The organism is Staphylococcus sp. EG-SA-15 (genome assembly GCF_017151895.1).
Taxonomy (GTDB): Bacteria; Bacillota; Bacilli; order Staphylococcales; family Staphylococcaceae; genus Staphylococcus; species Staphylococcus aureus.
In genome coordinates, this window is sequence record NZ_JACVZN010000011.1 from 49,797 (window position 1) to 74,551 (window position 24,755).

Here is a 24,755-nt window from a genome sequence, read left to right on the forward strand (position 1 = left end):
GAGGTTAATCATGAAGACAATAGAAGAGATTAAATCAACTCCTAAAACAGTTATGAAGAAACCAGAATTATTAGCACCTGCTGGAAACTTAGAAAAGTTAAAAATAGCAGTACATTATGGCGCTGATGCCGTATTTTTAGGTGGTCAAGAATATGGATTACGTTCAAATGCTGATAATTTCACGATGGAAGAAATAGCTGAAGGTGTTGAATTTGCGAACCGTTACGGTGCCAAAATTTATGTTACGACAAATATTATTGCACATGATGAGAATATTGAAGGTCTAGAATCATATTTGCGTAATTTGGAAAAGACTGGTGCGACAGGTATCATTGTTGCAGATCCTTTAATTATCGAAACATGTAAAGAAGTTGCGCCAAAACTTGAAATTCATTTATCTACTCAACAATCACTTTCTAATTACAAAGCTGTAGAATATTGGAAAGAAGAAGGATTGGATCGTGTTGTATTAGCACGTGAGACCGGCGCGATGGAAATGCGTGAAATGAAGGAAAAAGTAGATATTGAAATCGAAGCATTTATTCATGGTGCTATGTGTATCGCCTATTCAGGTAGATGTACATTAAGTAATCATATGACTGCAAGGGATTCCAACAGAGGCGGTTGCTGTCAAAGTTGCCGTTGGGATTATGAATTATTAGAAGTTGATGATAATGGTGAACTTGATGTATTTTATAATCAAGGTGAAGTTACACCGTTTGCGATGAGTCCTAAAGATTTAAAATTAATCGAATCAATTCCTCAAATGATGGATATTGGTGTGGACTCATTAAAAATTGAAGGACGTATGAAGTCAATTCATTATATTGCAACAGTTGTCTCAGTATATCGTAAAGTCATTGATGCGTATGCGGCAGATCCTGACAACTTTAAGATTAATCCGGAATGGTTAATAGAGTTAGATAAATGTGCAAATAGAGACACTGCACCAGCATTCTTTGAGGGAACACCTGGTTATGAAGAACAGATGTTTGGTCAACAACAATCTAAAAAATCACCATTTGATTTTTGTGGTTTGGTATTAGACTATAATGAAGATACAAAAATTGCGACTATTCAACAACGAAATAACTTTAAACCAGGTCAAGAAATAGAATTCTTTGGTCCAGAAATTGAAACATTTACACAAGTAGTAGAAGCAATTTATGATGAAGAAGGTAACAGCTTAGACGCGGCGCGCCATCCATTACAAATCGTTCAAATTAAAGTGGATCGCCCGATATATCCAAACAACATGATGAGAAAGGAAATTGGCTAATGAAAGCTACTACAATCATTGGCATAGCTGGTGGATCTGGCTCAGGAAAAACAACTGTAACTAACGAAATTATGAAAAACTTAGAAGGTCATAGTGTCGCTTTACTTGCTCAAGATTACTATTATAAAGATCAAAAGCACTTGACTTTCGACGAGCGCCTAGAAACCAATTATGACCATCCATTTGCATTCGATAATGATTTATTAATTGAAAATCTTAAAGACTTGAAAAATGGTAAAGCAGTAGAAGTACCGACATATGATTATGCTAGTCATACAAGAAGTGACATTACCATTGATTTTAAACCTAAAGATGTTATTATCGTAGAAGGTATTTTCGCTTTAGAAAATAAGGTATTACGTGATATGATGGATGTTAAAATATATGTTGATACAGATGCAGACTTGAGAATATTACGCCGTTTAACACGAGATACTAAAGAGCGTGGGCGTTCAATGGACTCTGTTATCAATCAATATTTAAGTGTTGTTAGACCTATGCATGACCAATTTATTGAACCGACTAAGAAATATGCTGATATAATTATTCCTGAAGGTGGGAGCAATAAAGTTGCAATAGATATTATGACAACAAAAATTCAGTCTTTAGTTAGCAAGCAATAGTATAATTCAGTAAAGGAAGATGACAATATGGAAAATCAAAAGCAATATCCAATGACTCAAGAAGGTTTTGAAAAATTAGAGCGTGAACTTGAAGAATTAAAAACAGTTAAGCGTCCTGAAGTTGTAGAGAAAATTAAAGTTGCACGTTCATTTGGTGACTTATCAGAGAACTCTGAGTATGATGCAGCAAAAGATGAACAAGGATTCATCGAACAAGATATTCAAAGAATTGAGCATATGTTAAGAAATGCATTAATCATTGAAGATACTGGAGATAACAACATTGTTAAAATTGGTAAAACAGTAACGTTTGTAGAATTACCAGGTGATGAAGAGGAAAGTTATCAAATCGTTGGTTCAGCTGAATCAGATGCATTTAATGGTAAGATTTCAAATGAATCACCAATGGCTAAAGCGTTAATTGGTAAAGGTTTAGATGATGAAGTTCGTGTTCCACTACCTAATGGTGGCGAAATGAACGTAAAAATTGTTAATATCCAATAAATGATCAAATAGATTGTTTAATTGCGCGATTGAAGTGTGTTAATGATACTTCGGTCGTGCTTTTTTATATTCAAAATCAAAAAATCGGACAGATGAAAAGTAAAAATTTTCCATCAGACCGAATGATAGCAGAACCTAAATTAGTGTAAGAGTTACAATATTAACTACTCCATTTTAAAAAAGCAAAATATTTCCGAGAAAACAAATTGATTATCATTTGTTATTGTATGCGATTTGAATTACTTATTAAACAACTTGTGCTTCTCAATGATACAATGAAAAGGTATTCAATACTGGTTTATTGCAATACAAAGGGGGATTTAAAGTGGATGTAAGATTTATTAACGAGCAGACAATTATGATTTATTTTGAAAATAAAATATCCGAAGAGACATATCGTAATGTCACAGCAATGGTACGGTGGATACGAGAAAAAGAAATATTAGAAATTCAAGATATTGTCCCTTCGTATCGAGCAGTTCTAATATATTTTGATGAACAAGCTATAACATCTTCTAAATTAATTGAAAATTTAGAACTTAACAAATTTAATGAAAAAAATGTTCATGCTGTGAATCAAACCAATCGTATTATTAAAATACCTGTTCAATATGGTGGTACATATGGACCAGATATTGAAGAAGTAGCAAAGCATAATCGAATAACTGTTGAGCAAGTTATTGAAAAACATACAAGTAAACCTTATTTAATATATATGCTAGGATTTATGCCAGGATTTCCATACTTAGGCGGACTTGATGAACAACTACATACACCTAGACGTAATCAGCCAAGGTTAAAAATTCATGCAGGTTCTGTAGGTATTGCGAATAATCAAACAGGACTATATCCATCAGATTCTCCTGGCGGATGGCAAATTATTGGACGCACACCGTTAAAAGTATTTAGCAGCGAGCGTGAACCAATGTCAATGTACGAAGCAGGAGAATGGATACAATTTTATGCAATAGATGAACAGAAATTTATACAAATCGAAAGAGATATATCAGATGGCAACTTTAATGTTGATGACTGGGTGGTGATTGAAAATGTCAATTAAGATTTTACAACCAGGTCTCTTTTCAACGGTACAAGATCTAGGAAGAAAAGGTTATGAACATATTGGATTTTCAGGCGCAGGTGCCATGGATCAATTTAGTTTTAAGGTTGCGCAGTCATTAATTAACAATGATGGTCCAGCGATTGAATATACTTTGATTGGTCCTACCATTCAATTTAATACGCAAAATACATTTGTTATAACCGGTGGTAGTATTAATGCTTCGCTAAATAATAAAACTATATCAATGAATTCTGTCATATTAGCTGAGAAAGGTGACATTTTAAAAATAGGTGCTATAACCAAAGGTGCACGCGGTTATCTTACTTTTGGTCATTCTATCAACGTACCTTCTATTGCTGAAAGTTATGCAACACATACCCGAAGCAGTATAGGAGGATTCAAAGGTAGAAAGTTATTAGCTAATGATGTAATAACAGTGAAAATAAATAATGACTTTAAAGAAAACATTGGAAAGACTATTCATTTACAGGACGATTTATTGCCAGAAAATAATATTATACACATTCTTCAAGGACCTCAATTCGAGGCATTTTCTGAAGAGGCTAGAGCGAAAATTGTAAATCATCCATATTTAATTACTGAACAATCAGACCGTATGGGCTATCGTTTGGAAGGTGACAGCGTTGCACCAATTAATCAAGCAGATATCATTTCTGAACCGGTTGCTCTTGGTAGTGTTCAAGTACCAAATGATGGTCAACCTATTATTCTGCTTAATGATAAACAAACGATAGGTGGTTATACCAAAATTGCAACTGTATGCAAATTTGATCTGCCAAAGTTAGCACAGATGAAACCACAAGATACAATTCAATTTAAATGGATATCATTCCAAGAAGCTGTAGATAAGAATCGGGAACAAATGTCTCTGTTTAATGAAATTCTTAAGAGTCATCAAAAGACTCCAATTTTTGAAACATCTAGCTTGCGACATACTTCGAAAAAATTAGCAACAATTTTAAAAGGGGATTTGTAAAATGAATATTGAAAAAATCGAACAAATAATCAAATTAGTGAAGGAAAATGATGTTAAGAAATTTAAATATAAAAATTTTGAAGATGAAATAGAAATTGACTTCACTGACTCGAATCATTTGGCTGCACACAGTAATCAATCAAATCAAAGTATGAACAATAATGATTTGACAGCTTCAAAAGCGAATGATAACTCCGATGTTTCGACAAATGATTATCATGACATTAAATCACCAATGGTAGGTACATTCTTTTTACAAGATAGTAAAGAATTAAATGAACCAATTGTGAATGTCGGTGACAAAGTTAACAAGGGAGATATTATAGGATATGTTGAAGCGATGAAAGTATTAAACGAGGTAACAACAGATGTTGCTGGAGAAATTACTGAAATAGTAGCTGATCATGGCACAAATGTTGAATACGACCAAGTTTTGGTACGTATTAAGTAAAGGGGGTAAGTAAATGCTTCGTTGTTTAATTGCGAACAGAGGTGAAATTGCTGTAAGGATTATAAGAGCTTGCAGAGAATATGGGATTGAAACTGTAGCAGTTTATGCAAAAGGGGACGAGCAAAGCTTGCATGTACATTTAGCAGATCAAGCTATATGTATTGGGGAAGCTAATGCTTTAGATAGTTATTTAAATATTGACCGCATCATATCTGCTGCACAAATCACTGGTGCTAATGCAATTCACCCAGGATATGGCTTTTTATCAGAATCAACAAAATTTGCTCAAACCGTTGAGGAACAAGGCATAGCGTTTATAGGGCCTACTAAAAAAACGATGGAAATGATGGGGGATAAAATAACAGCAAGACAAACAGTTCATCATGCAGGTGTTCCTGTGATTCCAGGATCAAATGGTGCTGTGAACCATGTGTCTGAAATTGAGAAGCTTGCCAAAGACATCGGTTATCCAGTTGTTATCAAAGCTGCCAGTGGCGGTGGTGGTAAAGGTATACGTATTGTAAAGAAAGCTGAAGATTTAGAAAAGGCATTTAAAGAAGCTAAAAGTGAAGGAAAAAAATACTTTGATGATGATCGTGTTTATGTTGAGGCTTTTATACCTGTTGCAAAACATGTTGAAGTTCAAGTTATGGGAGATGGGCAGGATAATTTTGTACATTTAGGGGAACGTGATTGTTCTGTACAACGTAAAAATCAAAAATTAATCGAAGAATCTCCTTGTGCAGCATTAACTGAAGAAAGACGACAACAAATATGTAACGATGCTGTTAAAGTTGCACGTGCAGCAAATTATAGAAGTGCAGGTACGATTGAATTTTTAGTAACTGATACCGCACATTACTTTATTGAAATGAATGCTCGAATACAAGTTGAACATACTGTTACAGAGATGCGAGCAGAACGTGATTTGGTTGCAGCACAATTGTATTTATTGGAACATAATCATTTACCTTTTTCACAAAGCGATATTCAATTTAATGGTCATGTGATAGAAGCGAGAATAAATGCCGAAAATCCTGAAAAGAAATTTCAACCAACACCAGGTAAAGTGACAGCGTTACATTTACCTCAAGGCTTTAATGTGCGAGTCGATTCTTTACTATATCACGGTTATCAAGTTTCACCATATTATGATTCTTTAGTAGCTAAAGTAATTGTAAAATCTCATGATAGAGCTTCAGCAATTGATAAGTTGAAAGCCACCTTAGATGAAATGGTGATAGATGGATTTTCTACAACTGCCGATTTTTTATATGCAGTTTTAAATTATCCACTATATCGTGATGGAGATGCAAAAGATGTTGATATTAAATTTTTAGAAAAACATCAAATTGTTAAAGGGGTGGAATTATAATGCGAGTTGATTTGAATTGTGATTTAGGCGAAGCATTTGGAAATTATTCCTTTGGTGGTGATCATCAAATTATTCCGTTAATTACAAGTGCGAATGTTGCTTGTGGTTTTCACGCTGGTGATGAAAATGTAATGAATGAAACGGTAAAACTTGCCAAAGCACATAATGTTGCAGTAGGTGCACATCCTGGTTTACCTGATTTGAAAGGCTTTGGCAGACGAAATATAGATATCTCTAACGACGAGATTTATAATTTGATGATTTATCAATTAGGTGCATTACAAGGGTTTTGTCGCATTCATCAAGTTAAAATTAATCATGTTAAACCGCATGGTGCGTTGTATCAGATGGGTGCAAAAGACAGAGAAATAGCAAGCGTTATAGCACAAGCTGTTTATGACTTTGATCCATCACTAGTGTTAGTAGGATTAGCAAATTCATATCTAATTTCAGAAGCAAAGAATGTCGGATTAATTACAGCTTCTGAAGTGTTTGCTGATAGACGATACGAAGATGATGGGCAGCTCGTTAGTAGAAAAGAAAGTGATGCTGTGATTACTGATACTGACGAAGCACTTAAGCAGGTTTTAAAGATGGTGAAGGAAAATAAAGTTATTTCAAAAAACAATAAGGAAGTAACGTTACAAGCAGATACAATTTGTGTGCATGGTGATGGAGAACATGCATTATTATTTGTTTCGAAAATTAGAGAAATTTTAATGAAAGAAGGCATTGATATTCAATCCTTATAGGGGGCTAAAAAATGGGGAGAAATTTAAAGCTTAAAAAAGAAAGTGACTTTGAATTCACAAAAAATCATAAAAGGTTATTATTAGGTTCTGTATTTTTGATGGCAACTTCTGCAATTGGGCCAGCATTTTTAACGCAAACAGCAGTATTTACATCACAATTTTTTGCAAGTTTCGCATTTGCCATATTACTGTCTATCATCATTGACATTGGTGCACAAATTAATATATGGCGCATATTAGTTGTAACTGGTTTAAGAGGTCAAGAAATATCAAATAAAGTTGTTCCTGGGCTTGGTACTGTTATCTCAATATTGATTGCATTTGGTGGTCTAGCTTTTAATATTGGTAATATTGCTGGTGCCGGTTTAGGTTTAAATGCAATTTTTGGATTAGATGTAAAATGGGGCGCAGCTATTACTGCAATCTTTGCAATATTAATCTTTGTAAGTAAAAGTGGCCAAAAAATTATGGACGTTGTTTCAATGATTCTTGGTATTGTGATGATTTTAGTTGTGGCATATGTGATGTTTGTTTCTAATCCACCTTATGGTGATGCTTTTGTGCATACATTTGCGCCAGAACATCCAATGAAATTAGTCTTGCCAATCATTACGTTAGTTGGTGGAACTGTAGGTGGTTATATTACCTTTGCAGGTGCACATCGTATATTAGACTCTGGCATTAAAGGTAAGCAATATTTACCATTTGTAAATCAATCAGCAATTGCTGGTATTTTAACTACAGGTATTATGAGAACGTTACTATTCCTAGCGGTATTAGGAGTTGTTGTAACAGGTGTGACACTAAGTTCTGAAAATCCACCAGCGTCAGTTTTTGAACACGCAATTGGACCAATTGGAAAGAATATTTTTGGTATTGTGTTATTTGCTGCAGCTATGTCATCAGTAATTGGCTCAGCATACACAAGCGCAACATTTTTAAAAACACTTCATAAATCACTTAACGAAAGAAGTAATTTAATTGTGATTGTGTTTATCGTTATTTCAACAATGATTTTCTTATTTATTGGAAAACCAATCAGCCTTTTAATTATAGCAGGCGCGATAAATGGATGGATTTTACCTATTACGTTAGGTGCAATTTTGATTGCAAGTAAAAAGAAATCAATTGTTGGTGATTATAAACACCCAAATTGGATGTTCATCTTTGGTATCGTTGCAGTACTTGTTACAATATTGACAGGTATATTCTCATTCAAAGAAGTACTTCAGTTATTTTAAAAGACATTTCGACTAATAGCATTACTGTAAATGTTGTTAGTATTAGGCAAGATGTATTTTGATTTCCGGTGATTCATTTATAAAGCATAATTAGATATATTTGTTGAGAGTGGTGCATGACAAGTGTACTGCTCTTTTTTTGTTATGATGAAACTTCTGTTTCTGTTGTTTGGATAAATAGATATTTATATAGTTTTTAAAGAAAAAAAGTGATAATATTTAGCTAATCTAATGAAAATGGATTTATTGGACAAAAAATACATTTTAAATGAGTAGAGGAGGCTGCAAATGGGTTACAGAACTTTAAAAAGTATTTTTCATGAACACAATGAAAGTAAAATGAAGGAAGAGTATACTAAAAGATTTAATTCTTTAGCTTCTTTCAATACTAATATTAATATCATACCTATGGAAAATGGAAAAAAAGTTAATGATTTGGAATATCCTCTATTCTTTATGGTGACTAAAAATCTATCAAAAAAACAAGAATTAATATCAATTAATAGTAGAAAAATTGATAGAGCACTTAATTCTTTACCATATGCAGCTAGAGAACAATATTTTAATGATTTATTAATCGATGAATTACAAAGTACTAATGAAATTGAAAATGTATTTAGTACTAAACAAGAGATTGCACATGCGTTAAATAACCAAGCATCAGAATTTCTTAAGTTCAGAGGCCTCGTGGATCAATATAAAGAGATAGAACTTAATAAAAAAATTAAAGTTGATAATGTAAGAGACATTAGAGCGATTTATGATAAATTAGTTTCAAATGAAATTAACGAACAAGATAAGTTAGATGGAGAGCTATTTCGTAAAAATTTTGTCGGTGTGCATGATGGGTCAACGAATAAATATATACATGTTGGGTTACAACCTGAAACCAAAATTGTTGAATATATAGGTGAAATGCTAACATTTTTAAAATATTTTGATGCGCCTCAGCCGTTCAAAATCATGGCTAGTCATTATCTGTTTGAATATATACATCCTTTTTATGATGGCAATGGTAGAGTTGGAAGATTTATAATTGCCAAGCTCTTGAGTGATTATTATGATAATTATACTGCTTTGACATTTTCATATGTTATAAATAGAAATAAATCGAAATATTACAAGGCGTTTATGACTGCTTCAAATTATTTGAATTGTGGTGATTTGACGGAATTTATTGACACAATGCTTGAGCTATTGATAGCAGGACAAGAAAGAATACTTGATGAGTTAATACCAAAAATGGATGCGACTGAAAAATTAACGCTTTATTTAACTAGTCATTATAAACAGATAGATTATGAATTTTTGTATCTCCTTTCAATGGATAAATTGTTTGGAAATAAAAGAAATAGATTAACATTAATTGATTTAGAAAACATATTGGGAGTAGGAAGAGTAAAAATTAATAATACAATTAAAAAATATGATAACTACTTAGTTAAAATTAAAAGTAGACCAACAATTTATGAGATAAGTGATGAATTTCTAAATTCGATTATAAAATAAATATAATATGTGATTCAGCTATACTTATAGTATTTGTAAGATCGCGTAATTGCTTCATTGAAAAATATATTTGTTGAGAGTGGTGCATGACAAATGTACTGCTCTTTTTGTTGTGTATCAGTATTGTGATGTTTTAATGCGAATATTATATGAATCATTATGAAATTTAATAAAAATAAAAGAAATGATTATCATTTTTTCTGATATACTGTTAAACGGTTTGGAATTTTTATGTTTACACTGTATTGGTTGATATAACTCAACTAATAATTGCGAACAGGGTATTTCAAATTGGAAAGTATTATGAACGTGATACATAATCAAAATTGTAGGCTCAAGAACCACTACATAATAAACCATAAGCGGTTCTTTATCATTTATGTCTCGCTCTCAAATGTAAATTAATAATTGTTTTGGGGGAGTTTGAAGTTAAATATTTAACAGGATTTATTTTAATATTATTGTTAGAAGGAATTTTTACAAATTCAGCAAGTGCAATCGAATATTCAGACTTACATCATAAAAGTAAGTTTGATTCAAAGCGTCTAAGTAATGCTAAGATGTCATTCATCAATCCAAATCAGCTTGAAAATAAAAACACAAACGATAGACTGTTGAAGCATGATTTGTTATTTCATGACATGTTCGTAAATGATGATTGGAAAAAGGATTTTAAAGTTGAATTTGAAAATGAGGCACTTTCAAAGAAATTTATAAATAAGGATATCGATATATTTGCTGGAAATTATGGATACGGATGTCATGGGGGAGCAACCAATAAAACGCAATGTAGTTATGGTGGTGTTACTTTAAGTGACAATAATAAGTACGATGATTATAAGAATATACCTTGTAATTTATGGATTGACGGACATCAAGCAGAAATAGAATTAACAGCAGTAAAAACGAAAAAGAAAATTGTTACCATTCAAGAATTAGATGTTCAATTAAGAAATTATTTGAATGAGAAGTATAAGTTGTACGAACAAGGTGGCGACATTGTTAAAGGGTATGTTAAATATCATTATGATGATGAACAAAATGTAGAATATGATTTTTATAATTTAAATGGTGAGTATGGTCGTGAGGTATTAAAAATGTATGCTGATAATAAAACTATCAATAGTGACAAATTGCATTTAGATATCTATTTATTCAAATCATAATTTAATTAAGTTAATCATTAATAATCTTTGACAGTGAAATATAAAGTACCTGTCATTATGTTGTTACAAATAAAAACAGCAGTAAGGATGCTAACACTTAGAAAAGTCTTACTGCTGTTTTCTATTAGAATTATCTTTAATGCACACAGGAATTCGATACGAAACAAATATGATTAACTGTGTAATTACAAAATAAAACTACTATAGTAAAAAGAAGATAAAGACGATGATAATAAATGCATCGAATATAATTTTCTTGATGTTTTTATCAACAACATCAGGTAAGGACATAAGTATAAATCCTAGAATTAGAGTGTAGCGACATATGTTCATAATTGTTGCTGTAAACTCGATATTAAATGAAAACTTTAAAAATATACTTATAAATAAAATGACAAACGACGCAATTGCAATAAAACTGCCGTATGTAGCTATCTTTGTTACGAGACTATTTTGATTATTTTCAGCCATTGTAAAATCCTCTTATTTCATCATTATTATTTTAAACATATCATTTTCCTGTTATTTAATAAAGTTTCTTGACACGATTGGTTGATGTAATTGATATGATTAGTTTTTGAAAAATAGACAAATTAGAAGCATCGAATTCACTGTTATGAGTTCAAAAATAATTATTTATGATACCAAGTTATTGAGAGAGCTTTTTATAAAAATAAAGCAAAAGTTTTATACAGTAATGAAAATCATGATACTTGTCGTTGTAGTGATTAAAATGTGATAAAATAACAAATGCTAGGATTTTTTAAAAGAGGTGAATCAAAAGATGATTGGTATAATTGGTGCCATGGAAGAAGAAGTAACAATATTAAAAAATAAATTAACACAATTAAGCGAAATTTCAGTTGCACATGTTAAATTTTATACTGGCATTTTAAAAGATAGAGAAGTAGTGATTACCCAAAGTGGCATTGGAAAAGTTAATGCTGCAATTTCTACGACATTATTAATTAATAAGTTTAAACCGGACGTCATTATTAATACAGGTTCTGCTGGAGCTTTAGATGAAAGTTTAAATGTAGGTGACGTTCTTATAAGTGATGATGTAAAATATCATGATGCAGACGCAACAGCATTTGGTTATGAATATGGACAAATACCACAGATGCCGGTAGCATTTCAATCAAGTAAACCTTTAATAGAAAAAGTATCTCAAGTTGTACAACAACAACAATTAACAGCTAAAGTAGGCTTAATTGTAAGTGGTGATAGCTTTATCGGTAGTGTTGAACAACGCCAAAAAATTAAAAAAGCATTTCCAAATGCGATGGCGGTTGAAATGGAAGCAACTGCAATTGCACAAACATGTTATCAATTTAATGTACCATTTGTTGTAGTTCGTGCAGTTTCAGACTTAGCAAATGGAGAAGCGGAAATGAGCTTCGAAGCATTTTTAGAAAAAGCAGCTGTATCATCAAGTCAAACTGTTAAAGCATTAGTGTCTCAATTATAAAAAGGTAAAGGTGAGTTAAATGGGTTTAGTTCGCAAGTTTTTTATGCCGAATTCATATGTTCAATCAATATTTCAAATTGATTTAGACAAGTTAGTGGACAAAGGCGTTAAAGGTATTATTACAGATTTAGATAATACGCTAGTAGGTTGGGATGTTAAAGAACCTACAGAACGTGTTAAAGCATGGTTTAAGGAAGCTAATGAAAAAGGAATCACTATTACAATCGTGTCTAATAATAATGAGTCTCGTGTTGCTAGTTTTAGTCAGCATTTAGACATCGATTTTATTTTTAAAGCGAGAAAGCCAATGGGGAAAGCGTTTGATAAAGCAATAACTAAGATGAATATCAGACCAGATCAAACTGTTGTTATAGGTGACCAAATGCTTACTGATGTATTTGGTGGTAATCGTCGAGGTCTATATACAATTATGGTTGTTCCAGTTAAACGAACTGATGGCTTTATTACTAAGTTTAATAGATTAATTGAAAGACGATTATTACGTCATTTCAGTAAAAAAGGTTATATCACATGGGAGGAAAATTGATTGTCTGACATTTTAAAATGTATCGGTTGTGGTGCGCCACTTCAATCTGAAGATAAAAATAAACCTGGTTTTGTACCAGAGCATAATATGTTTCGTGATGACGTGATTTGCAGACGTTGTTTCCGCTTGAAAAATTATAACGAAGTTCAAGATGTAGGATTAGAAAGTGAAGACTTTTTAAAATTATTATCAGGACTTGCGGATAAAAAGGGTATTGTCGTCAATGTCGTGGATGTATTTGACTTTGAAGGATCATTTATTAATGCAGTTAAACGTATTGTCGGAAACAAAAAAATCATTTTAGCAGCAAATAAATTGGATTTATTGCCGAAACAAATTAATAAACGTCGAGTTAAAGAATGGTTAAAACGAACAGCAAGAAAATATGGTTTGGAAGCTGACGATGTCGTATTAATTTCAGCTGAAAAAGGCTGGGGCATAGACGACTTATTATCATCAATTGCGAATATTCGAGAAAATGAAGATGTGTATATTGTAGGGACAACGAATGTTGGGAAATCTACATTGATTAATAAACTGATTGAAGCTAGTGTTGGTGAAAAAGATGTAGTAACAACTTCAAGATTCCCTGGAACAACTTTAGATATGATAGATATTCCTTTAGATGAAACATCATTTATGTATGATACACCAGGTATTATTCAAGATCACCAAATGACGCATTTAGTTAGTGAAAAAGAATTGAAAATTATTATGCCTAAGAAAGAAATAAAACAACGCGTATATCAATTAAATGAGGCGCAGACATTATTCTTCGGCGGTCTAGCGCGCATAGATTATGTATCAGGTGGTAAACGTCCGTTAGTTTGTTTCTTTTCTAATGACTTGAATATACATCGTACTAAAACGGAGAAGGCTAATGATTTATGGCGTAATCAACTTGGTGATTTATTAACGCCACCTGGAAATCCACAAAATTTTGATCTTAATGAGGTAAAGGCTGTTAGACTTGAAACAGGCAAAGAGAAACGCGATGTTATGATCTCTGGTCTAGGCTTTATAACTATAGGACCAGGGGCTAAAGTAATCGTTCGTGTTCCTAAAAATGTTGATGTTGTATTAAGAAATTCTATTTTATAAGGTGATTAAAAAAATGAAATTTGCAGTTATCGGAAATCCTATTTCACATTCCTTGTCGCCCGTTATGCATAGAGCAAATTTTAATTCTTTAGGATTAGATGATACTTATGAAGCTTTAAATATTCCAATTGAAGATTTTCATTTAATTAAAGAAATTATTTCGAAAAAAGAATTAGAAGGCTTTAATATCACAATTCCTCATAAAGAACGTATCATACCGTATTTAGATTATGTTGATGAACAAGCGATTAATGCAGGTGCAGTTAACACTGTTTTGATAAAAGATGGCAAGTGGATAGGGTATAATACAGATGGTATTGGTTATGTTAAAGGATTGCACAGCGTTTATCCAGATTTAGAAAATGCATACATTTTAATTTTGGGCGCAGGTGGTGCAAGTAAAGGTATTGCTTATGAATTAGCAAAATTTGTAAAGCCCAAATTAACTGTTGCGAATAGAACGATGGCTCGTTTTGAATCTTGGAATTTAAATATAAACCAAATTTCATTAGCAGATGCTGAAAAGTATTTAGCTGAATTCGATATCGTTATTAATACAACACCAGCGGGTATGGCTGGAAATAACGAAAGTATTATTAATTTAAAGCATCTTTCTCCCAATACTTTAATGAGTGATATTGTTTATATACCGTATAAAACACCTATTTTAGAGGAAGCAGAGCGCAAGGGAAACCATATTTATAATGGCTTAGATATGTTTGTTTACCAGGGTGCGGAAAGCTTTAAAATTTGGACTAATAAAGATGCTGATATTAATTCTATGAAAACAGCAGTTTTACAACAATTAAAAGGAGAATAACATATGCTTACTGGCAAACAAAAAAGATACTTAAGAAGTTTAGCACACAATATTGATCCGATTTTTCAAATTGGAAAAGGCGGTATCAACGAAAATATGATTAAACAAATAGATGATACGTTAGAAAACAGAGAATTGATTAAAGTACATGTACTACAAAATAACTTTGATGATAAAAAAGAATTAGCTGAAACATTAAGCGAAGCTACGCGTAGTGAATTAGTGCAAGTGATTGGATCTATGATAGTGATTTATAGAGAATCTAAAGATAATAAAGAAATTGAATTGCCATAATAATGAAAAAGATAGTACTTTACGGCGGTCAGTTTAACCCTATCCATACTGCACATATGATAGTAGCTAGCGAAGTATTTCATGAATTACAGCCAGATGAATTTTATTTTTTACCTAGTTTTATGTCTCCATTGAAAAAGCACCATGATTTTATAGACGTTCAGCACAGATTAACAATGATACAGATGATTATCGACGAGCTTGGTTTTGGAGATATTTGTGACGATGAAATTAAACGTGGTGGTCAAAGTTATACCTATGACACGATCAAGGCATTCAAGGAGCAACACAAAGACAGTGAGTTGTACTTTGTTATTGGGACGGATCAGTATAACCAACTAGAGAAATGGTATCAAATTGAATACTTAAAAGAAATGGTTACTTTTGTAGTTGTAAATCGAGACAAAAATAGTCAAAATGTTGAAAATGCTATGATTGCAATTCAGATACCTAGGGTAGATATAAGTTCGACAATGATTCGACAAAGAGTTAGTGAAGGGAAATCTATCCAAGTTCTTGTTCCTAAATCCGTTGAAAACTATATTAAGGGGGAAGGATTATATGAACATTGAAAAAGCAAAACGGCTTGCAAAAGAGAAACTGCCAGAGAAACGTTATAATCATTCTTTAAGAGTTGCAGAAACAGCGATTAAATTGGCAGAAATTTATGATGGAGACACTAGTAAAGTAGAATTAGCAGGTGTATTACATGATTTCTGTAAATATGATGATTTAGGTAAAATGTATCAAATTGTTCGACAATACGAATTAGGTAATGATCTACTGAGTTATGGTAGTGAAATATTGCATGGCCCTGTGTGTGCAGCAATCATGGAACATGAATATGGTATCAATGATGAGGAAGTATTAATGGCTATCAAATACCATACTACTGGACGTCAACAAATGACAAAAACTGAAAAACTGATTTTTATTGCAGATTACATCGAACCTGGAAGAACAATCCCAGGAGTTGATGATATTCGAGATATGGCATACAATCAAGGTAGTTTAGATAAGACAATTTATGAAATTTCTAAACGCACAGTACTATTTTTAATACAGAAAGATATTACGGTATATAATAAGACGATTGACTGTTTAAATTATTATAACTATAGTGACGAAAGAATAAAGGATGATTAAATGAATTCACAAGAATTATTAGCAATTGCTGTGGATGCAATTGACAATAAAAAAGGCGAAGATACGATTTCTTTAGAAATGAAAGGTATCAGCGATATGACAGATTATTTTGTTGTAACGCACGGAAATAATGAACGACAAGTTCAAGCGATTGCTAGAGCGGTGAAAGAAGTAGCCAATGAACAAAATATAGAAGTAAAACGTATGGAAGGATACAATGAAGCGCGTTGGATATTAATTGACTTAGCTGATGTTGTGGTACATGTTTTCCATAAAGACGAAAGAAATTATTATAATATTGAAAAGTTATATCAAGATGCACCATTAGAATCATATAGTCAGGTTGCGTATTAATTATGTCGCAATATGCAGAAATGAGCCTAGTGTACGATCAATTGACTCAAGATCAACCATATGAAAAATGGTTTGAAATTGTAAAAAATCACTGCAAAGATGAATCAAATATTTTAGATATTGGATGCGGTACTGGTAGTTTAACAGTTCAATTAGAAGCTTTAGGTAATGTTACTGGTATGGATTTAAGTGTTGATATGTTGACTGTTGCAGCTCAAAAATCAGCAAATGTAAATTGGCTTGAAGGAGATATGACATCTTTTGATTTGCAACAACAATTTGATATCATCACTATTTTTTGTGACTCTCTAAATTATTTGCAAGATGAAACTGCAGTGATTGAAACATTCATCAATGTTTATCATCATCTGACTGATTCAGGTGTATTTATTTTTGATGTACATACTGTTTATAAAATGATGACTTTGTTTAATAATCAAAGTTATATTGATGATAAAGGGGACATTTTTTTAGCATGGGATGCTGTGCAAGGAGATTTACCTTTAAGTGTTTATCATGATATGACATTTTTCATTCGACATGAAGATGAAACATATTCAAGATTTGATGAGTCTCATTTTCAGAGAACATTTGATGAAAAGACATATTTGTCTTGGTTAGCTCAAGTTGGTTTTAAACATGTTGAAACATTTACTGATTTTAATATAGATGAACATAATGAAGATGCAGAAAGATTGTTTTTCATTGCGAAAAAATAAAAGTAAAACCACTCGCTCAGACGTGTATAAAGTTGAGGAGTGGTTTTATTGTATCAATTTTTATTACGCTATAAAGATTTTTTAACTCAATGGAAGTTATATATTATAAGTGCTGTTGTTTTAATTATGGTATTAATTGGTTTTATATTCTGGAGACAAGATGATTATACTTCAAGAAATTTTGAAAATAAAGATACTGCTCTGAAACAAAGCACTAGTGAAAATAATAGTTTGTCCAAATTAGAAGATGTCCAGGTCAAAGATGGAGATAATTCCAAAAATAAAGGTCCTGTATATGTCGATGTAAAAGGTGCTGTTAAACATCCTAATGTTTATAAAATGACATCTAAGGATAGAGTAGTTGATTTACTTGATAAAGCACAATTATTGGATGATGCAGATGTAAGTCGAATTAATTTGTCTGAAAAATTAACAGATCAAAAAATGATTTTCATACCTCATAAAGGACAAAAGAATGTTGAACCACAAATTGAAGTAAACAGTGTGCACGTAAAAAATGGGAACACAAATAATACTAAAGTAAATTTAAATACGGCATCTGTATCAGAATTGATGTCTGTTCCTGGAGTAGGGCAAGCTAAAGCTAATGCAATTGTTGAATATCGCAACCAACAAGGTGCATTTCAAGAAATTGACGATTTGAAAAAAGTAAAAGGTTTTGGAAGTAAAACTTTTGATAAACTGAAATCTTATTTCACGACATAATGGATTATTTTAATTGCAAATTTTATTTTTTGTGATTAATCTTATATTATTAGAAAATGTTACTAAATTTTAAGTATGGAAGGTGAACATCTTGGAAAGAATCAAATGGGAAGAATATTTTATGGCACAAAGTCATTTGCTAGCATTACGTTCAACTTGTCAAAGATTATCTGTAGGTGCAACGATTGTTAAGGATAATCGTATTATTGCTGGTGGGTATAATGGCTCTGTAGCTGGCGAGGTGCATTGTATAGATGAAGGATGTTTAATTGAAGATGGACATTGTATCAGAACGATACATGCAGAAATGAATGCTTTATTACAATGTGCAAAACAAGGTGTATCTACTGAAGGTGCAACAATCTATGTTACTCATTTTCCATGCCTAAATTGTACAAAGTCAATTATTCAAGCAGGTATAAAGCGTATCTACTATGCAGAAGATTATCATAACCATGAATATGCAACTAAATTACTCAAACAATCTGGTATTGAATTTAAAAAAATTCCATTTTCACCAGAATATGTTGCTAAATATCTGACTAAAGGTTAATGTTTTGCTGTATGTCGCGTTATCAATGATTGTAGGAGTGCTTTGGAATTCTAGCAAAGTGCTCTCTACATTTCTTTTCATTTTACTTTTGTATATTACTTATCGTAAAAATAAAATCGTTTATGCCCCTATTTCTCTCTTTTTAATCATTTTCTCCTCATGGTATTTACATTATTCACAACAAGCAATATTTAATTATATCAATTATATTGAACGTAATTCTCAGTTTAATGAGCGTGCTCAAGTAATCCAAATTCAACGTCAAGGTAGTGACACATATAAAGGTAGGTTGAGTTTAAAAAATGAAATATATCCTTTCTTTTTAACAAATAAAAAGAATTTTGATTTAAAGAAAATTGAAAGTCGTAATTGTATTGTTAAAGGACAATTCAAAGTTAATGACAATAAGTTTGTAACTCTTAAATTACAAAGTATAGTTGTACAAAGCTGCCTAGAATCGAACCGGTCTAATTTAATTGAGAAACATAAACAGTTTATAATGAATCGAATTTATGATTCGGGTATTAAGTTTCCGGATCGTATTATGGCATTGATTACTGGTGACGTAAAAGAAATTAATGAGCAATTTAAGGAACGTGTTAAAGAGATAGGTATATATCATTTGCTGGCAGTTAGTGGCTCGCATATAGCTGCAATTGTATTCTTAATTTACAAACCTTTAAAACGATTAAATTTACCTTTATTTGTCATTAAAGGAATTACAATCATTGTATTAGCTTTATTTGCTCAATACACAAATTATGCACCTAGTGCTGTAAGAGCTATAATAATGACAACTCTTGTACTGCTTATTACTAAGCAAATTAAAATAAAGGGTATTCAGCTATTAGCATTTGCATTTATAATTATGTTTATTTTAAATCCACTAGTTGTTTATGATATTGGATTTCAATTTTCATTCATCATTTCATTTTTTATTATGCTACTTTTTCCTTTTTTACAGCAATTGTCAAAGTTACAATCATTATTCATAATTACGTTTATTGCACAATTAGCTTCATTTATCGTTGCCATTCCAAACTTTCATCAACTTCAATGGGTGGGATTTTTATCTAATTTGATTTTTGTACCGTACTATTCGATTATATTGTTTCCGCTATCTATTTTATTCTTTATTACAAGTCATTTTATTGTGGGATTAACGCCGCTAAATTACTTGGTTGACCTAAGTTTTAATTTTCATGACTGGTTACTAGACCTATTCACAAGAATTAAGCAATCACATTTTTCTGTTCCCAAGTTTAATGATTGGATATTTATAATATTTATAATTTCTGTTTATTACATATTTTGGTTATTGGCTAAACGTAAATATATATTGGTTACGTTTTGGACTATAATTATTCTGACATTATTAATAACGTTTCCAACAAATTCACATCACAAAATTACAATGTTAAATGTGGGGCAGGGAGACAGTATTTTATATGAAGGCGGTAAGAACCAAAATGTCTTGATTGATACAGGTGGGAAAGTGATTGATGATACTAAACAACCTAGTTATTCAATTTCTAAATATCATATTTTACCAACGCTAAATGAAAGAGGGATAAATGAATTAGAGTATCTAATTTTAACACATCCACACAATGACCATATTGGTGAAGTGGAATATATTATTAGTCATATTAAAATTAAACATATAGTGATATACAATAAGGGATATAGTAGTAATACATTGATGTTATTATCGAAATTAAGCCATAAGTACAACATTAAACTTATAGATGTAAGACAAGTTAGTAGTTTTAAACTTGGAGATAGTAGTTTTCTATTTTTTGATAGTTTTATTCCAAATAGCCGAGATAAAAATGAGTATTCGATTATTACTATGATTACATATCAAAATAAAAAAGTTTTATTAATGGGCGATGCTAGTAAAAATAATGAATCTTTACTACTAAAAAAATATAACTTGCCGGAGATTGATATTTTAAAAGTAGGTCATCATGGGAGCAAGACAAGTAGTTCTAAAGAATTTATAGAGATGATTAAGCCTAAAATAAGTTTGATTTCTTCTGGGAAGAACAATATGTATCATCTTCCTAATATAGAAGTTGTTAAACGATTGCAAAGGATTCGCAGTCGCATTTACAATAGTCAACAAAACGGTCAAGTTACAATTGACTTAGATGATAATTTAAAAGTTGATTCAAACTCTTATGGAAATGCAAGTGGTTTATAGATACAGAAACATGATATAATCTATTGATGTGTCAAACGAATGAAAGGATGTAATGAATGAGCGACAATATTGTAGCTATTTATGGAGATGTGCCTGAATTGGTTGAAAAACAAAGTGCAGAAATTATATCACAATTTTTGAAAAGTGATAGAGATGACTTTAACTTTGTGAAATATAATTTATACGAAACAGAGATTGCACCAATTGTTGAAGAAACATTAACATTGCCTTTCTTTTCAGATAAAAAAGCAATTTTGGTTAAAAATGCATATATATTTACAGGTGAAAAAGCGCCAAAAGATATGGCTCATAATGTAAATCAATTAATAGAATTTATTGAAAAATATGATGGCGAAAATTTGATTGTCTTTGAGATATATCAAAATAAACTTGATGAAAGAAAAAAGTTAACTAAAACTCTAAAAAAGCATGCAAGGCTTAAAAAAATAGAGCAAATGTCTGAAGAAGAAATAAAAAAATGGATTCAAAGTAAATTAAATGAGAATTTCAAAGATATCAAAAGAGATGCATTAGATTTATTTATTGAGTTGACAGGTATTAACTTTAATATTGTCTCACAAGAGATAGAAAAGTTGATTTTATTTTTAGGCGATAGACCAACAATTAATAAGCAGGATGTTAACCAAATTATTAATAGAAGTTTAGAGCAAAATGTATTTTTACTGACTGAATACATTCAGAAAAGAAAGAAAGAACAAGCAATTCATTTAGTAAAAGATTTAATAACTATGAAAGAAGAACCTATTAAATTACTTGCACTAATCACAAGTAATTACCGATTATTTTATCAATGTAAGATTTTGAGTCAAAAAGGATATAGTGGACAGCAAATTGCTAAAACAATAGGCGTACATCCATACAGAGTAAAATTAGCGTTAGGACAAGTAAGACATTATCAACTTGATGAATTATTGAATATTATAGATGCTTGTGCGGAAACTGATTATAAACTTAAATCATCATATATGGATAAACAGTTAATACTGGAATTATTCATTCTATCTTTATAAAAAATAAAAGTTCAAGCATGCGCTTGAACTTTTATTTAAAAAGATTATTTATTTGCAGTCATTAATTGTGATTTAATACGGTCAGCTTTGTTTGAATGTATTAAATTACTTTGAGCAGCTTTGTCTACTAACTTAACTGCTAAGCTTACTAATTCATTTTTATTATCAGCGTTATTTGAAACAGCTGTTTTAGCGTTTTTAACTGCTGTACGCATTGCACTCTTTTGTGAAATGTTGCGTGCTTCAGCTTTTTCAGTTGTTTTTACACGTTTAATTGCAGATTTGATATTTGCCATTTCTGTCACCTCCTAAAAGTGAGTTCATCTTATCAAAATTTTATTTGATTACAACAAGAAATATTTTAACAAAAGTCTAACCGTTGTGCAATCATTTATTTGATGGGGTTAGCTTAAAATTTTGCAGATTTAATAAATTGTGTTGGAAACACAATCAATACGTTTTATAATTATAAGTACGTAATTAACATATTAACATATCGCAAGTATGTATTTAAATAAAGATTGTTATAATTTCAAAGTTCATCCAAGATTATGGCGTTTGCATTTACCTATTAAAAACGTTATTATATCAAAGATGCGAAAGATAATACGGGTTTATTTTATGAAAGTGAGAAGGATAAAATGGATAATGAGCAACGCTTAAAAAGAAGAAAGAATATAAGGAATTTCTCGATTATAGCACATATTGACCACGGAAAATCTACATTGGCTGATAGAATTTTAGAAAATACCAAATCAGTTGAAACAAGAGATATGCAAGATCAGTTACTAGATTCAATGGATTTAGAAAGAGAACGTGGTATTACAATCAAATTAAACGCAGTACGTTTAAAGTACGAAGCTAAAGATGGAAATACTTATACATTCCATTTAATCGATACGCCTGGACACGTCGATTTTACATATGAAGTGTCACGTTCTTTGGCAGCTTGTGAGGGTGCGATTTTAGTAGTAGATGCGGCTCAAGGTATCGAAGCACAAACATTAGCAAATGTTTATTTGGCATTAGATAATGAGTTAGAGTTATTGCCTGTTATTAACAAAATTGATTTACCTGCTGCAGAACCTGAACGCGTGAAACAAGAAATTGAAGATATGATAGGTTTAGACCAAGACGATGTTGTTTTAGCAAGTGCTAAATCTAACATTGGAATTGAAGAGATACTAGAGAAAATAGTTGAAGTTGTGCCAGCTCCAGATGGCGACCCAGAAGCACCACTAAAAGCGTTAATATTTGATTCTGAGTATGATCCATATAGAGGGGTAATTTCATCGATAAGAATTGTAGACGGTGTTGTTAAAGCCGGAGATAAAATTCGAATGATGGCCACTGGTAAAGAGTTCGAAGTAACAGAAGTTGGAATTAATACACCTAAGCAGCTTCCTGTTGATGAATTAACAGTTGGTGATGTTGGTTATATTATTGCAAGTATTAAAAATGTTGATGATTCTAGGGTTGGTGACACAATCACATTAGCTAGTAGACCTGCATCAGAACCACTGCAAGGTTATAAGAAAATGAATCCAATGGTATATTGCGGACTGTTCCCAATAGATAACAAAAATTATAATGATTTAAGAGAAGCATTAGAAAAATTACAATTGAATGATGCATCATTAGAATTCGAGCCTGAATCATCACAAGCATTAGGTTTTGGTTATAGAACTGGTTTCTTAGGTATGTTACACATGGAAATAATTCAAGAAAGAATTGAAAGAGAATTTGGCATTGAATTAATTGCAACAGCACCATCTGTAATTTATCAATGTATTTTAAGGGACGGTTCAGAAGTGACGGTTGATAACCCAGCACAAATGCCAGATCGTGATAAAATTGATAAAATATTTGAGCCATATGTTCGTGCAACTATGATGGTTCCAAATGACTATGTAGGTGCAGTAATGGAATTATGTCAACGTAAACGTGGACAATTTATAAATATGGACTATTTAGATGATATTCGTGTAAATATTGTTTATGAATTACCTTTAGCTGAAGTTGTATTTGATTTCTTCGATCAACTTAAATCTAATACCAAAGGATATGCATCATTTGATTATGAGTTCATCGAAAATAAAGAAAGTAATTTAGTGAAGATGGATATTTTATTAAACGGTGATAAAGTGGATGCTCTAAGCTTCATAGTTCATAGAGATTTTGCATATGAACGTGGTAAAGCATTAGTTGAAAAACTTAAAACGTTAATTCCAAGACAGCAATTTGAAGTACCTGTACAGGCTGCAATAGGACAAAAAATTGTAGCACGTACAAATATTAAATCAATGGGTAAAAACGTTTTAGCTAAATGTTATGGCGGTGACATAAGCCGTAAACGTAAATTACTTGAAAAACAAAAAGCAGGTAAAGCTAAGATGAAAGCAGTTGGTAATGTTGAAATTCCACAGGATGCTTTCTTGGCTGTATTGAAAATGGATGACGAATAATTTTTTAAAAAATCTATTAACAATTTACAATGAATAAAGTTTAATAACTAAAAAGAGGGAGCCTAGGATAAATTAACGTCCTGGGCTTTACAATATTATATTGGCAGTCATCGACAGAGTTAAAATGAGCTTATAACAATGGGGCCCCAACACAGAGAATTTCGAAAAGAAATTCTACAGGCAATGCAGGTTGGGGTGTGGGCCCCAACATAGAAGCTGACGAAAAGTCAGCTTACAATAATATGCAAGTTGGGGTGGGGACCCAACACAGAGAAATTGGATTGCCAATTTCTACAGACAAAGCAAGTTGGGGTGGGACGACGAAATAAATTTTGCGAAAATATCATTTCTGTCCCACTCCC

Annotated in this window: 28 protein-coding genes; 26 read left to right on the top strand and 2 right to left on the bottom strand. The window is 31.6% G+C overall.

Going from position 1 to position 24,755, the window contains the following annotated elements; translation table 11 throughout:
- Window positions 1-10 precede the first annotated feature (10 nt).
- The 11 genes from IDG64_RS06950 (at window position 11) to sel26 (ending at window position 10,960) form a co-directional block, all read left to right on the top strand.
- A complete protein-coding gene (locus IDG64_RS06950) occupies window positions 11-1,279 on the top strand; it encodes a peptidase U32 family protein (RefSeq protein ID WP_000848304.1) in 1,269 nt (422 codons plus the stop codon).
- Window positions 1,279-1,902, top strand: coding sequence for a uridine kinase (gene udk, locus IDG64_RS06955; RefSeq protein ID WP_000648617.1), 624 nt, complete (start codon window positions 1,279-1,281; stop codon window positions 1,900-1,902). The genes IDG64_RS06950 and udk overlap by 1 nt, the downstream gene beginning before the upstream one ends.
- Window positions 1,903-1,929: 27 nt before the next feature.
- The gene (gene greA, locus IDG64_RS06960; protein ID WP_000431309.1) at window positions 1,930-2,406 is read left to right on the top strand and encodes a transcription elongation factor GreA; all 477 of its coding nucleotides are present in this window, start codon (window positions 1,930-1,932) and stop codon (window positions 2,404-2,406) included.
- A gap of 325 nt (window positions 2,407-2,731) precedes the next feature.
- Window positions 2,732-3,466: a 5-oxoprolinase subunit PxpB gene (gene pxpB, locus IDG64_RS06965; RefSeq protein ID WP_000383180.1), complete on the top strand. Its 735-nt coding sequence runs from the start codon at window positions 2,732-2,734 to the stop codon at window positions 3,464-3,466.
- Window positions 3,456-4,466: a 5-oxoprolinase subunit C family protein gene (locus IDG64_RS06970; RefSeq protein ID WP_000023326.1), complete on the top strand. Its 1,011-nt coding sequence runs from the start codon at window positions 3,456-3,458 to the stop codon at window positions 4,464-4,466. Before pxpB ends, IDG64_RS06970 begins: the two co-directional genes overlap by 11 nt.
- 1 nt (window position 4,467) lies before the next feature.
- The gene (locus tag IDG64_RS06975) at window positions 4,468-4,917 is read left to right on the top strand and encodes an acetyl-CoA carboxylase biotin carboxyl carrier protein (protein WP_001019338.1); all 450 of its coding nucleotides are present in this window, start codon (window positions 4,468-4,470) and stop codon (window positions 4,915-4,917) included.
- A 13-nt stretch (window positions 4,918-4,930) separates the two neighbouring features.
- On the top strand, window positions 4,931-6,292 hold the full coding sequence (locus IDG64_RS06980) for an acetyl-CoA carboxylase biotin carboxylase subunit (RefSeq protein ID WP_000942733.1): 1,362 nt from the start codon (window positions 4,931-4,933) through the stop codon (window positions 6,290-6,292).
- Window positions 6,292-7,044, top strand: a complete 753-nt coding sequence (gene pxpA / locus IDG64_RS06985) for a 5-oxoprolinase subunit PxpA (protein WP_001261797.1) — start codon at window positions 6,292-6,294, stop codon at window positions 7,042-7,044. The genes IDG64_RS06980 and pxpA overlap by 1 nt, the downstream gene beginning before the upstream one ends.
- 11 nt (window positions 7,045-7,055) lie before the next feature.
- A complete protein-coding gene (locus tag IDG64_RS06990; RefSeq protein ID WP_000533238.1) occupies window positions 7,056-8,285 on the top strand; it encodes an NRAMP family divalent metal transporter in 1,230 nt (409 codons plus the stop codon).
- 288 nt (window positions 8,286-8,573) lie between these two features.
- The gene (locus IDG64_RS06995) at window positions 8,574-9,794 is read left to right on the top strand and encodes a Fic family protein (RefSeq protein ID WP_000542321.1); all 1,221 of its coding nucleotides are present in this window, start codon (window positions 8,574-8,576) and stop codon (window positions 9,792-9,794) included.
- Window positions 9,795-10,207: 413 nt separating this feature from the next.
- The gene (sel26, locus tag IDG64_RS07000) at window positions 10,208-10,960 is read left to right on the top strand and encodes a staphylococcal enterotoxin type 26 (protein WP_001813896.1); all 753 of its coding nucleotides are present in this window, start codon (window positions 10,208-10,210) and stop codon (window positions 10,958-10,960) included.
- A gap of 201 nt (window positions 10,961-11,161) precedes the next feature.
- Here sel26 and IDG64_RS07005 read toward each other — a convergent pair whose 3' ends face one another.
- On the bottom strand, window positions 11,162-11,431 hold the full coding sequence (locus tag IDG64_RS07005) for a hypothetical protein (protein WP_000829750.1): 270 nt from the start codon (window positions 11,429-11,431) through the stop codon (window positions 11,162-11,164).
- A 313-nt stretch (window positions 11,432-11,744) separates the two neighbouring features.
- Here IDG64_RS07005 and mtnN point away from each other — a divergent pair, with 313 nt between their 5' ends.
- The 13 genes from mtnN to holA all read left to right on the top strand — a co-directional run bounded on the left by mtnN (window position 11,745) and on the right by holA (window position 21,928).
- On the top strand, window positions 11,745-12,431 hold the full coding sequence (gene mtnN / locus IDG64_RS07010; RefSeq protein ID WP_000579276.1) for a 5'-methylthioadenosine/S-adenosylhomocysteine nucleosidase: 687 nt from the start codon (window positions 11,745-11,747) through the stop codon (window positions 12,429-12,431).
- 19 nt (window positions 12,432-12,450) lie between these two features.
- Window positions 12,451-12,978 carry a YqeG family HAD IIIA-type phosphatase gene (locus tag IDG64_RS07015; RefSeq protein WP_000524902.1) on the top strand — a complete coding sequence of 176 codons (528 nt, stop codon included), beginning with the start codon at window positions 12,451-12,453 and terminating at the stop codon, window positions 12,976-12,978.
- Window positions 12,979-14,079 carry a ribosome biogenesis GTPase YqeH gene (gene yqeH, locus IDG64_RS07020; protein ID WP_001280141.1) on the top strand — a complete coding sequence of 367 codons (1,101 nt, stop codon included), beginning with the start codon at window positions 12,979-12,981 and terminating at the stop codon, window positions 14,077-14,079. It abuts the gene before it with no gap.
- 13 nt (window positions 14,080-14,092) lie between these two features.
- Window positions 14,093-14,899, top strand: coding sequence for a shikimate dehydrogenase (aroE, locus tag IDG64_RS07025; RefSeq protein WP_000666761.1), 807 nt, complete (start codon window positions 14,093-14,095; stop codon window positions 14,897-14,899).
- A gap of 3 nt (window positions 14,900-14,902) precedes the next feature.
- Window positions 14,903-15,193: a ribosome assembly RNA-binding protein YhbY gene (gene yhbY / locus IDG64_RS07030; RefSeq protein ID WP_000955234.1), complete on the top strand. Its 291-nt coding sequence runs from the start codon at window positions 14,903-14,905 to the stop codon at window positions 15,191-15,193.
- Window positions 15,194-15,195: 2 nt separating this feature from the next.
- Window positions 15,196-15,765 (top strand): nicotinate (nicotinamide) nucleotide adenylyltransferase, encoded by a 570-nt coding sequence (gene nadD, locus IDG64_RS07035; RefSeq protein WP_000725162.1) that lies wholly within the window; start codon window positions 15,196-15,198, stop codon window positions 15,763-15,765.
- Entirely contained in the window at window positions 15,755-16,339 is a 585-nt protein-coding gene (yqeK, locus tag IDG64_RS07040) for a bis(5'-nucleosyl)-tetraphosphatase (symmetrical) YqeK (RefSeq protein WP_001019324.1), read from the top strand. The genes nadD and yqeK overlap by 11 nt, the downstream gene beginning before the upstream one ends.
- Window positions 16,340-16,693 (top strand): ribosome silencing factor, encoded by a 354-nt coding sequence (gene rsfS, locus IDG64_RS07045; RefSeq protein ID WP_001088022.1) that lies wholly within the window; start codon window positions 16,340-16,342, stop codon window positions 16,691-16,693.
- 2 nt (window positions 16,694-16,695) lie between these two features.
- Window positions 16,696-17,412 carry a class I SAM-dependent DNA methyltransferase gene (locus tag IDG64_RS07050; protein ID WP_000084829.1) on the top strand — a complete coding sequence of 239 codons (717 nt, stop codon included), beginning with the start codon at window positions 16,696-16,698 and terminating at the stop codon, window positions 17,410-17,412.
- Window positions 17,413-17,451: 39 nt separating this feature from the next.
- Window positions 17,452-18,138 carry a ComEA family DNA-binding protein gene (locus IDG64_RS07055; protein ID WP_001788928.1) on the top strand — a complete coding sequence of 229 codons (687 nt, stop codon included), beginning with the start codon at window positions 17,452-17,454 and terminating at the stop codon, window positions 18,136-18,138.
- Between the two features lie 91 nt (window positions 18,139-18,229).
- On the top strand, window positions 18,230-18,691 hold the full coding sequence (locus IDG64_RS07060) for a ComE operon protein 2 (protein WP_000439693.1): 462 nt from the start codon (window positions 18,230-18,232) through the stop codon (window positions 18,689-18,691).
- Between the two features lie 4 nt (window positions 18,692-18,695).
- Window positions 18,696-20,897 (top strand): DNA internalization-related competence protein ComEC/Rec2, encoded by a 2,202-nt coding sequence (locus tag IDG64_RS07065; RefSeq protein ID WP_024937009.1) that lies wholly within the window; start codon window positions 18,696-18,698, stop codon window positions 20,895-20,897.
- A 56-nt stretch (window positions 20,898-20,953) separates the two neighbouring features.
- On the top strand, window positions 20,954-21,928 hold the full coding sequence (gene holA, locus IDG64_RS07070) for a DNA polymerase III subunit delta (RefSeq protein ID WP_001282568.1): 975 nt from the start codon (window positions 20,954-20,956) through the stop codon (window positions 21,926-21,928).
- Between the two features lie 44 nt (window positions 21,929-21,972).
- Here the strand turns inward: holA and rpsT are convergent, their stop codons facing one another.
- Window positions 21,973-22,224: a 30S ribosomal protein S20 gene (rpsT, locus tag IDG64_RS07075; protein WP_001274017.1), complete on the bottom strand. Its 252-nt coding sequence runs from the start codon at window positions 22,222-22,224 to the stop codon at window positions 21,973-21,975.
- A 345-nt stretch (window positions 22,225-22,569) separates the two neighbouring features.
- Between rpsT and lepA the strand changes: the two genes are divergently transcribed.
- Complete coding sequence (gene lepA / locus IDG64_RS07080; protein ID WP_000368347.1) at window positions 22,570-24,393, top strand: translation elongation factor 4; 1,824 nt, start codon at window positions 22,570-22,572, stop codon at window positions 24,391-24,393.
- A gap of 197 nt (window positions 24,394-24,590) precedes the next feature.
- Window positions 24,591-24,722 carry a hypothetical protein gene (locus tag IDG64_RS15495; RefSeq protein ID WP_000529125.1) on the top strand — a complete coding sequence of 44 codons (132 nt, stop codon included), beginning with the start codon at window positions 24,591-24,593 and terminating at the stop codon, window positions 24,720-24,722.
- Window positions 24,723-24,755: the final 33 nt, after the last annotated feature.

Excerpts from the sequence above, each read along its gene's own strand:
- IDG64_RS06950 (WP_000848304.1), top strand. The coding sequence starts at position 11 with ATGAAGACAATAGAAGAGATTAAATCAACTCCTAAAACAGTTATGAAG.
- IDG64_RS07050 (WP_000084829.1), top strand. The coding sequence starts at position 16,696 with ATGTCGCAATATGCAGAAATGAGCCTAGTGTACGATCAATTGACTCAA.
- rpsT (WP_001274017.1), bottom strand. The coding sequence starts at position 22,224 with ATGGCAAATATCAAATCTGCAATTAAACGTGTAAAAACAACTGAAAAA.
- pxpA (WP_001261797.1), top strand. The coding sequence starts at position 6,292 with ATGCGAGTTGATTTGAATTGTGATTTAGGCGAAGCATTTGGAAATTAT.
- rsfS (WP_001088022.1), top strand. The coding sequence starts at position 16,340 with ATGAATTCACAAGAATTATTAGCAATTGCTGTGGATGCAATTGACAAT.
- greA (WP_000431309.1), top strand. The coding sequence starts at position 1,930 with ATGGAAAATCAAAAGCAATATCCAATGACTCAAGAAGGTTTTGAAAAA.
- mtnN (WP_000579276.1), top strand. The coding sequence starts at position 11,745 with ATGATTGGTATAATTGGTGCCATGGAAGAAGAAGTAACAATATTAAAA.
- IDG64_RS07015 (WP_000524902.1), top strand. The coding sequence starts at position 12,451 with ATGGGTTTAGTTCGCAAGTTTTTTATGCCGAATTCATATGTTCAATCA.
- IDG64_RS06980 (WP_000942733.1), top strand. The coding sequence starts at position 4,931 with ATGCTTCGTTGTTTAATTGCGAACAGAGGTGAAATTGCTGTAAGGATT.
- IDG64_RS06975 (WP_001019338.1), top strand. The coding sequence starts at position 4,468 with ATGAATATTGAAAAAATCGAACAAATAATCAAATTAGTGAAGGAAAAT.
- IDG64_RS06970 (WP_000023326.1), top strand. The coding sequence starts at position 3,456 with ATGTCAATTAAGATTTTACAACCAGGTCTCTTTTCAACGGTACAAGAT.
- lepA (WP_000368347.1), top strand. The coding sequence starts at position 22,570 with ATGGATAATGAGCAACGCTTAAAAAGAAGAAAGAATATAAGGAATTTC.
- IDG64_RS06995 (WP_000542321.1), top strand. The coding sequence starts at position 8,574 with ATGGGTTACAGAACTTTAAAAAGTATTTTTCATGAACACAATGAAAGT.
- yhbY (WP_000955234.1), top strand. The coding sequence starts at position 14,903 with ATGCTTACTGGCAAACAAAAAAGATACTTAAGAAGTTTAGCACACAAT.
- holA (WP_001282568.1), top strand. The coding sequence starts at position 20,954 with ATGAGCGACAATATTGTAGCTATTTATGGAGATGTGCCTGAATTGGTT.
- aroE (WP_000666761.1), top strand. The coding sequence starts at position 14,093 with ATGAAATTTGCAGTTATCGGAAATCCTATTTCACATTCCTTGTCGCCC.
- IDG64_RS07005 (WP_000829750.1), bottom strand. The coding sequence starts at position 11,431 with ATGGCTGAAAATAATCAAAATAGTCTCGTAACAAAGATAGCTACATAC.
- IDG64_RS06990 (WP_000533238.1), top strand. The coding sequence starts at position 7,056 with ATGGGGAGAAATTTAAAGCTTAAAAAAGAAAGTGACTTTGAATTCACA.
- udk (WP_000648617.1), top strand. The coding sequence starts at position 1,279 with ATGAAAGCTACTACAATCATTGGCATAGCTGGTGGATCTGGCTCAGGA.
- yqeK (WP_001019324.1), top strand. The coding sequence starts at position 15,755 with ATGAACATTGAAAAAGCAAAACGGCTTGCAAAAGAGAAACTGCCAGAG.
- nadD (WP_000725162.1), top strand. The coding sequence starts at position 15,196 with ATGAAAAAGATAGTACTTTACGGCGGTCAGTTTAACCCTATCCATACT.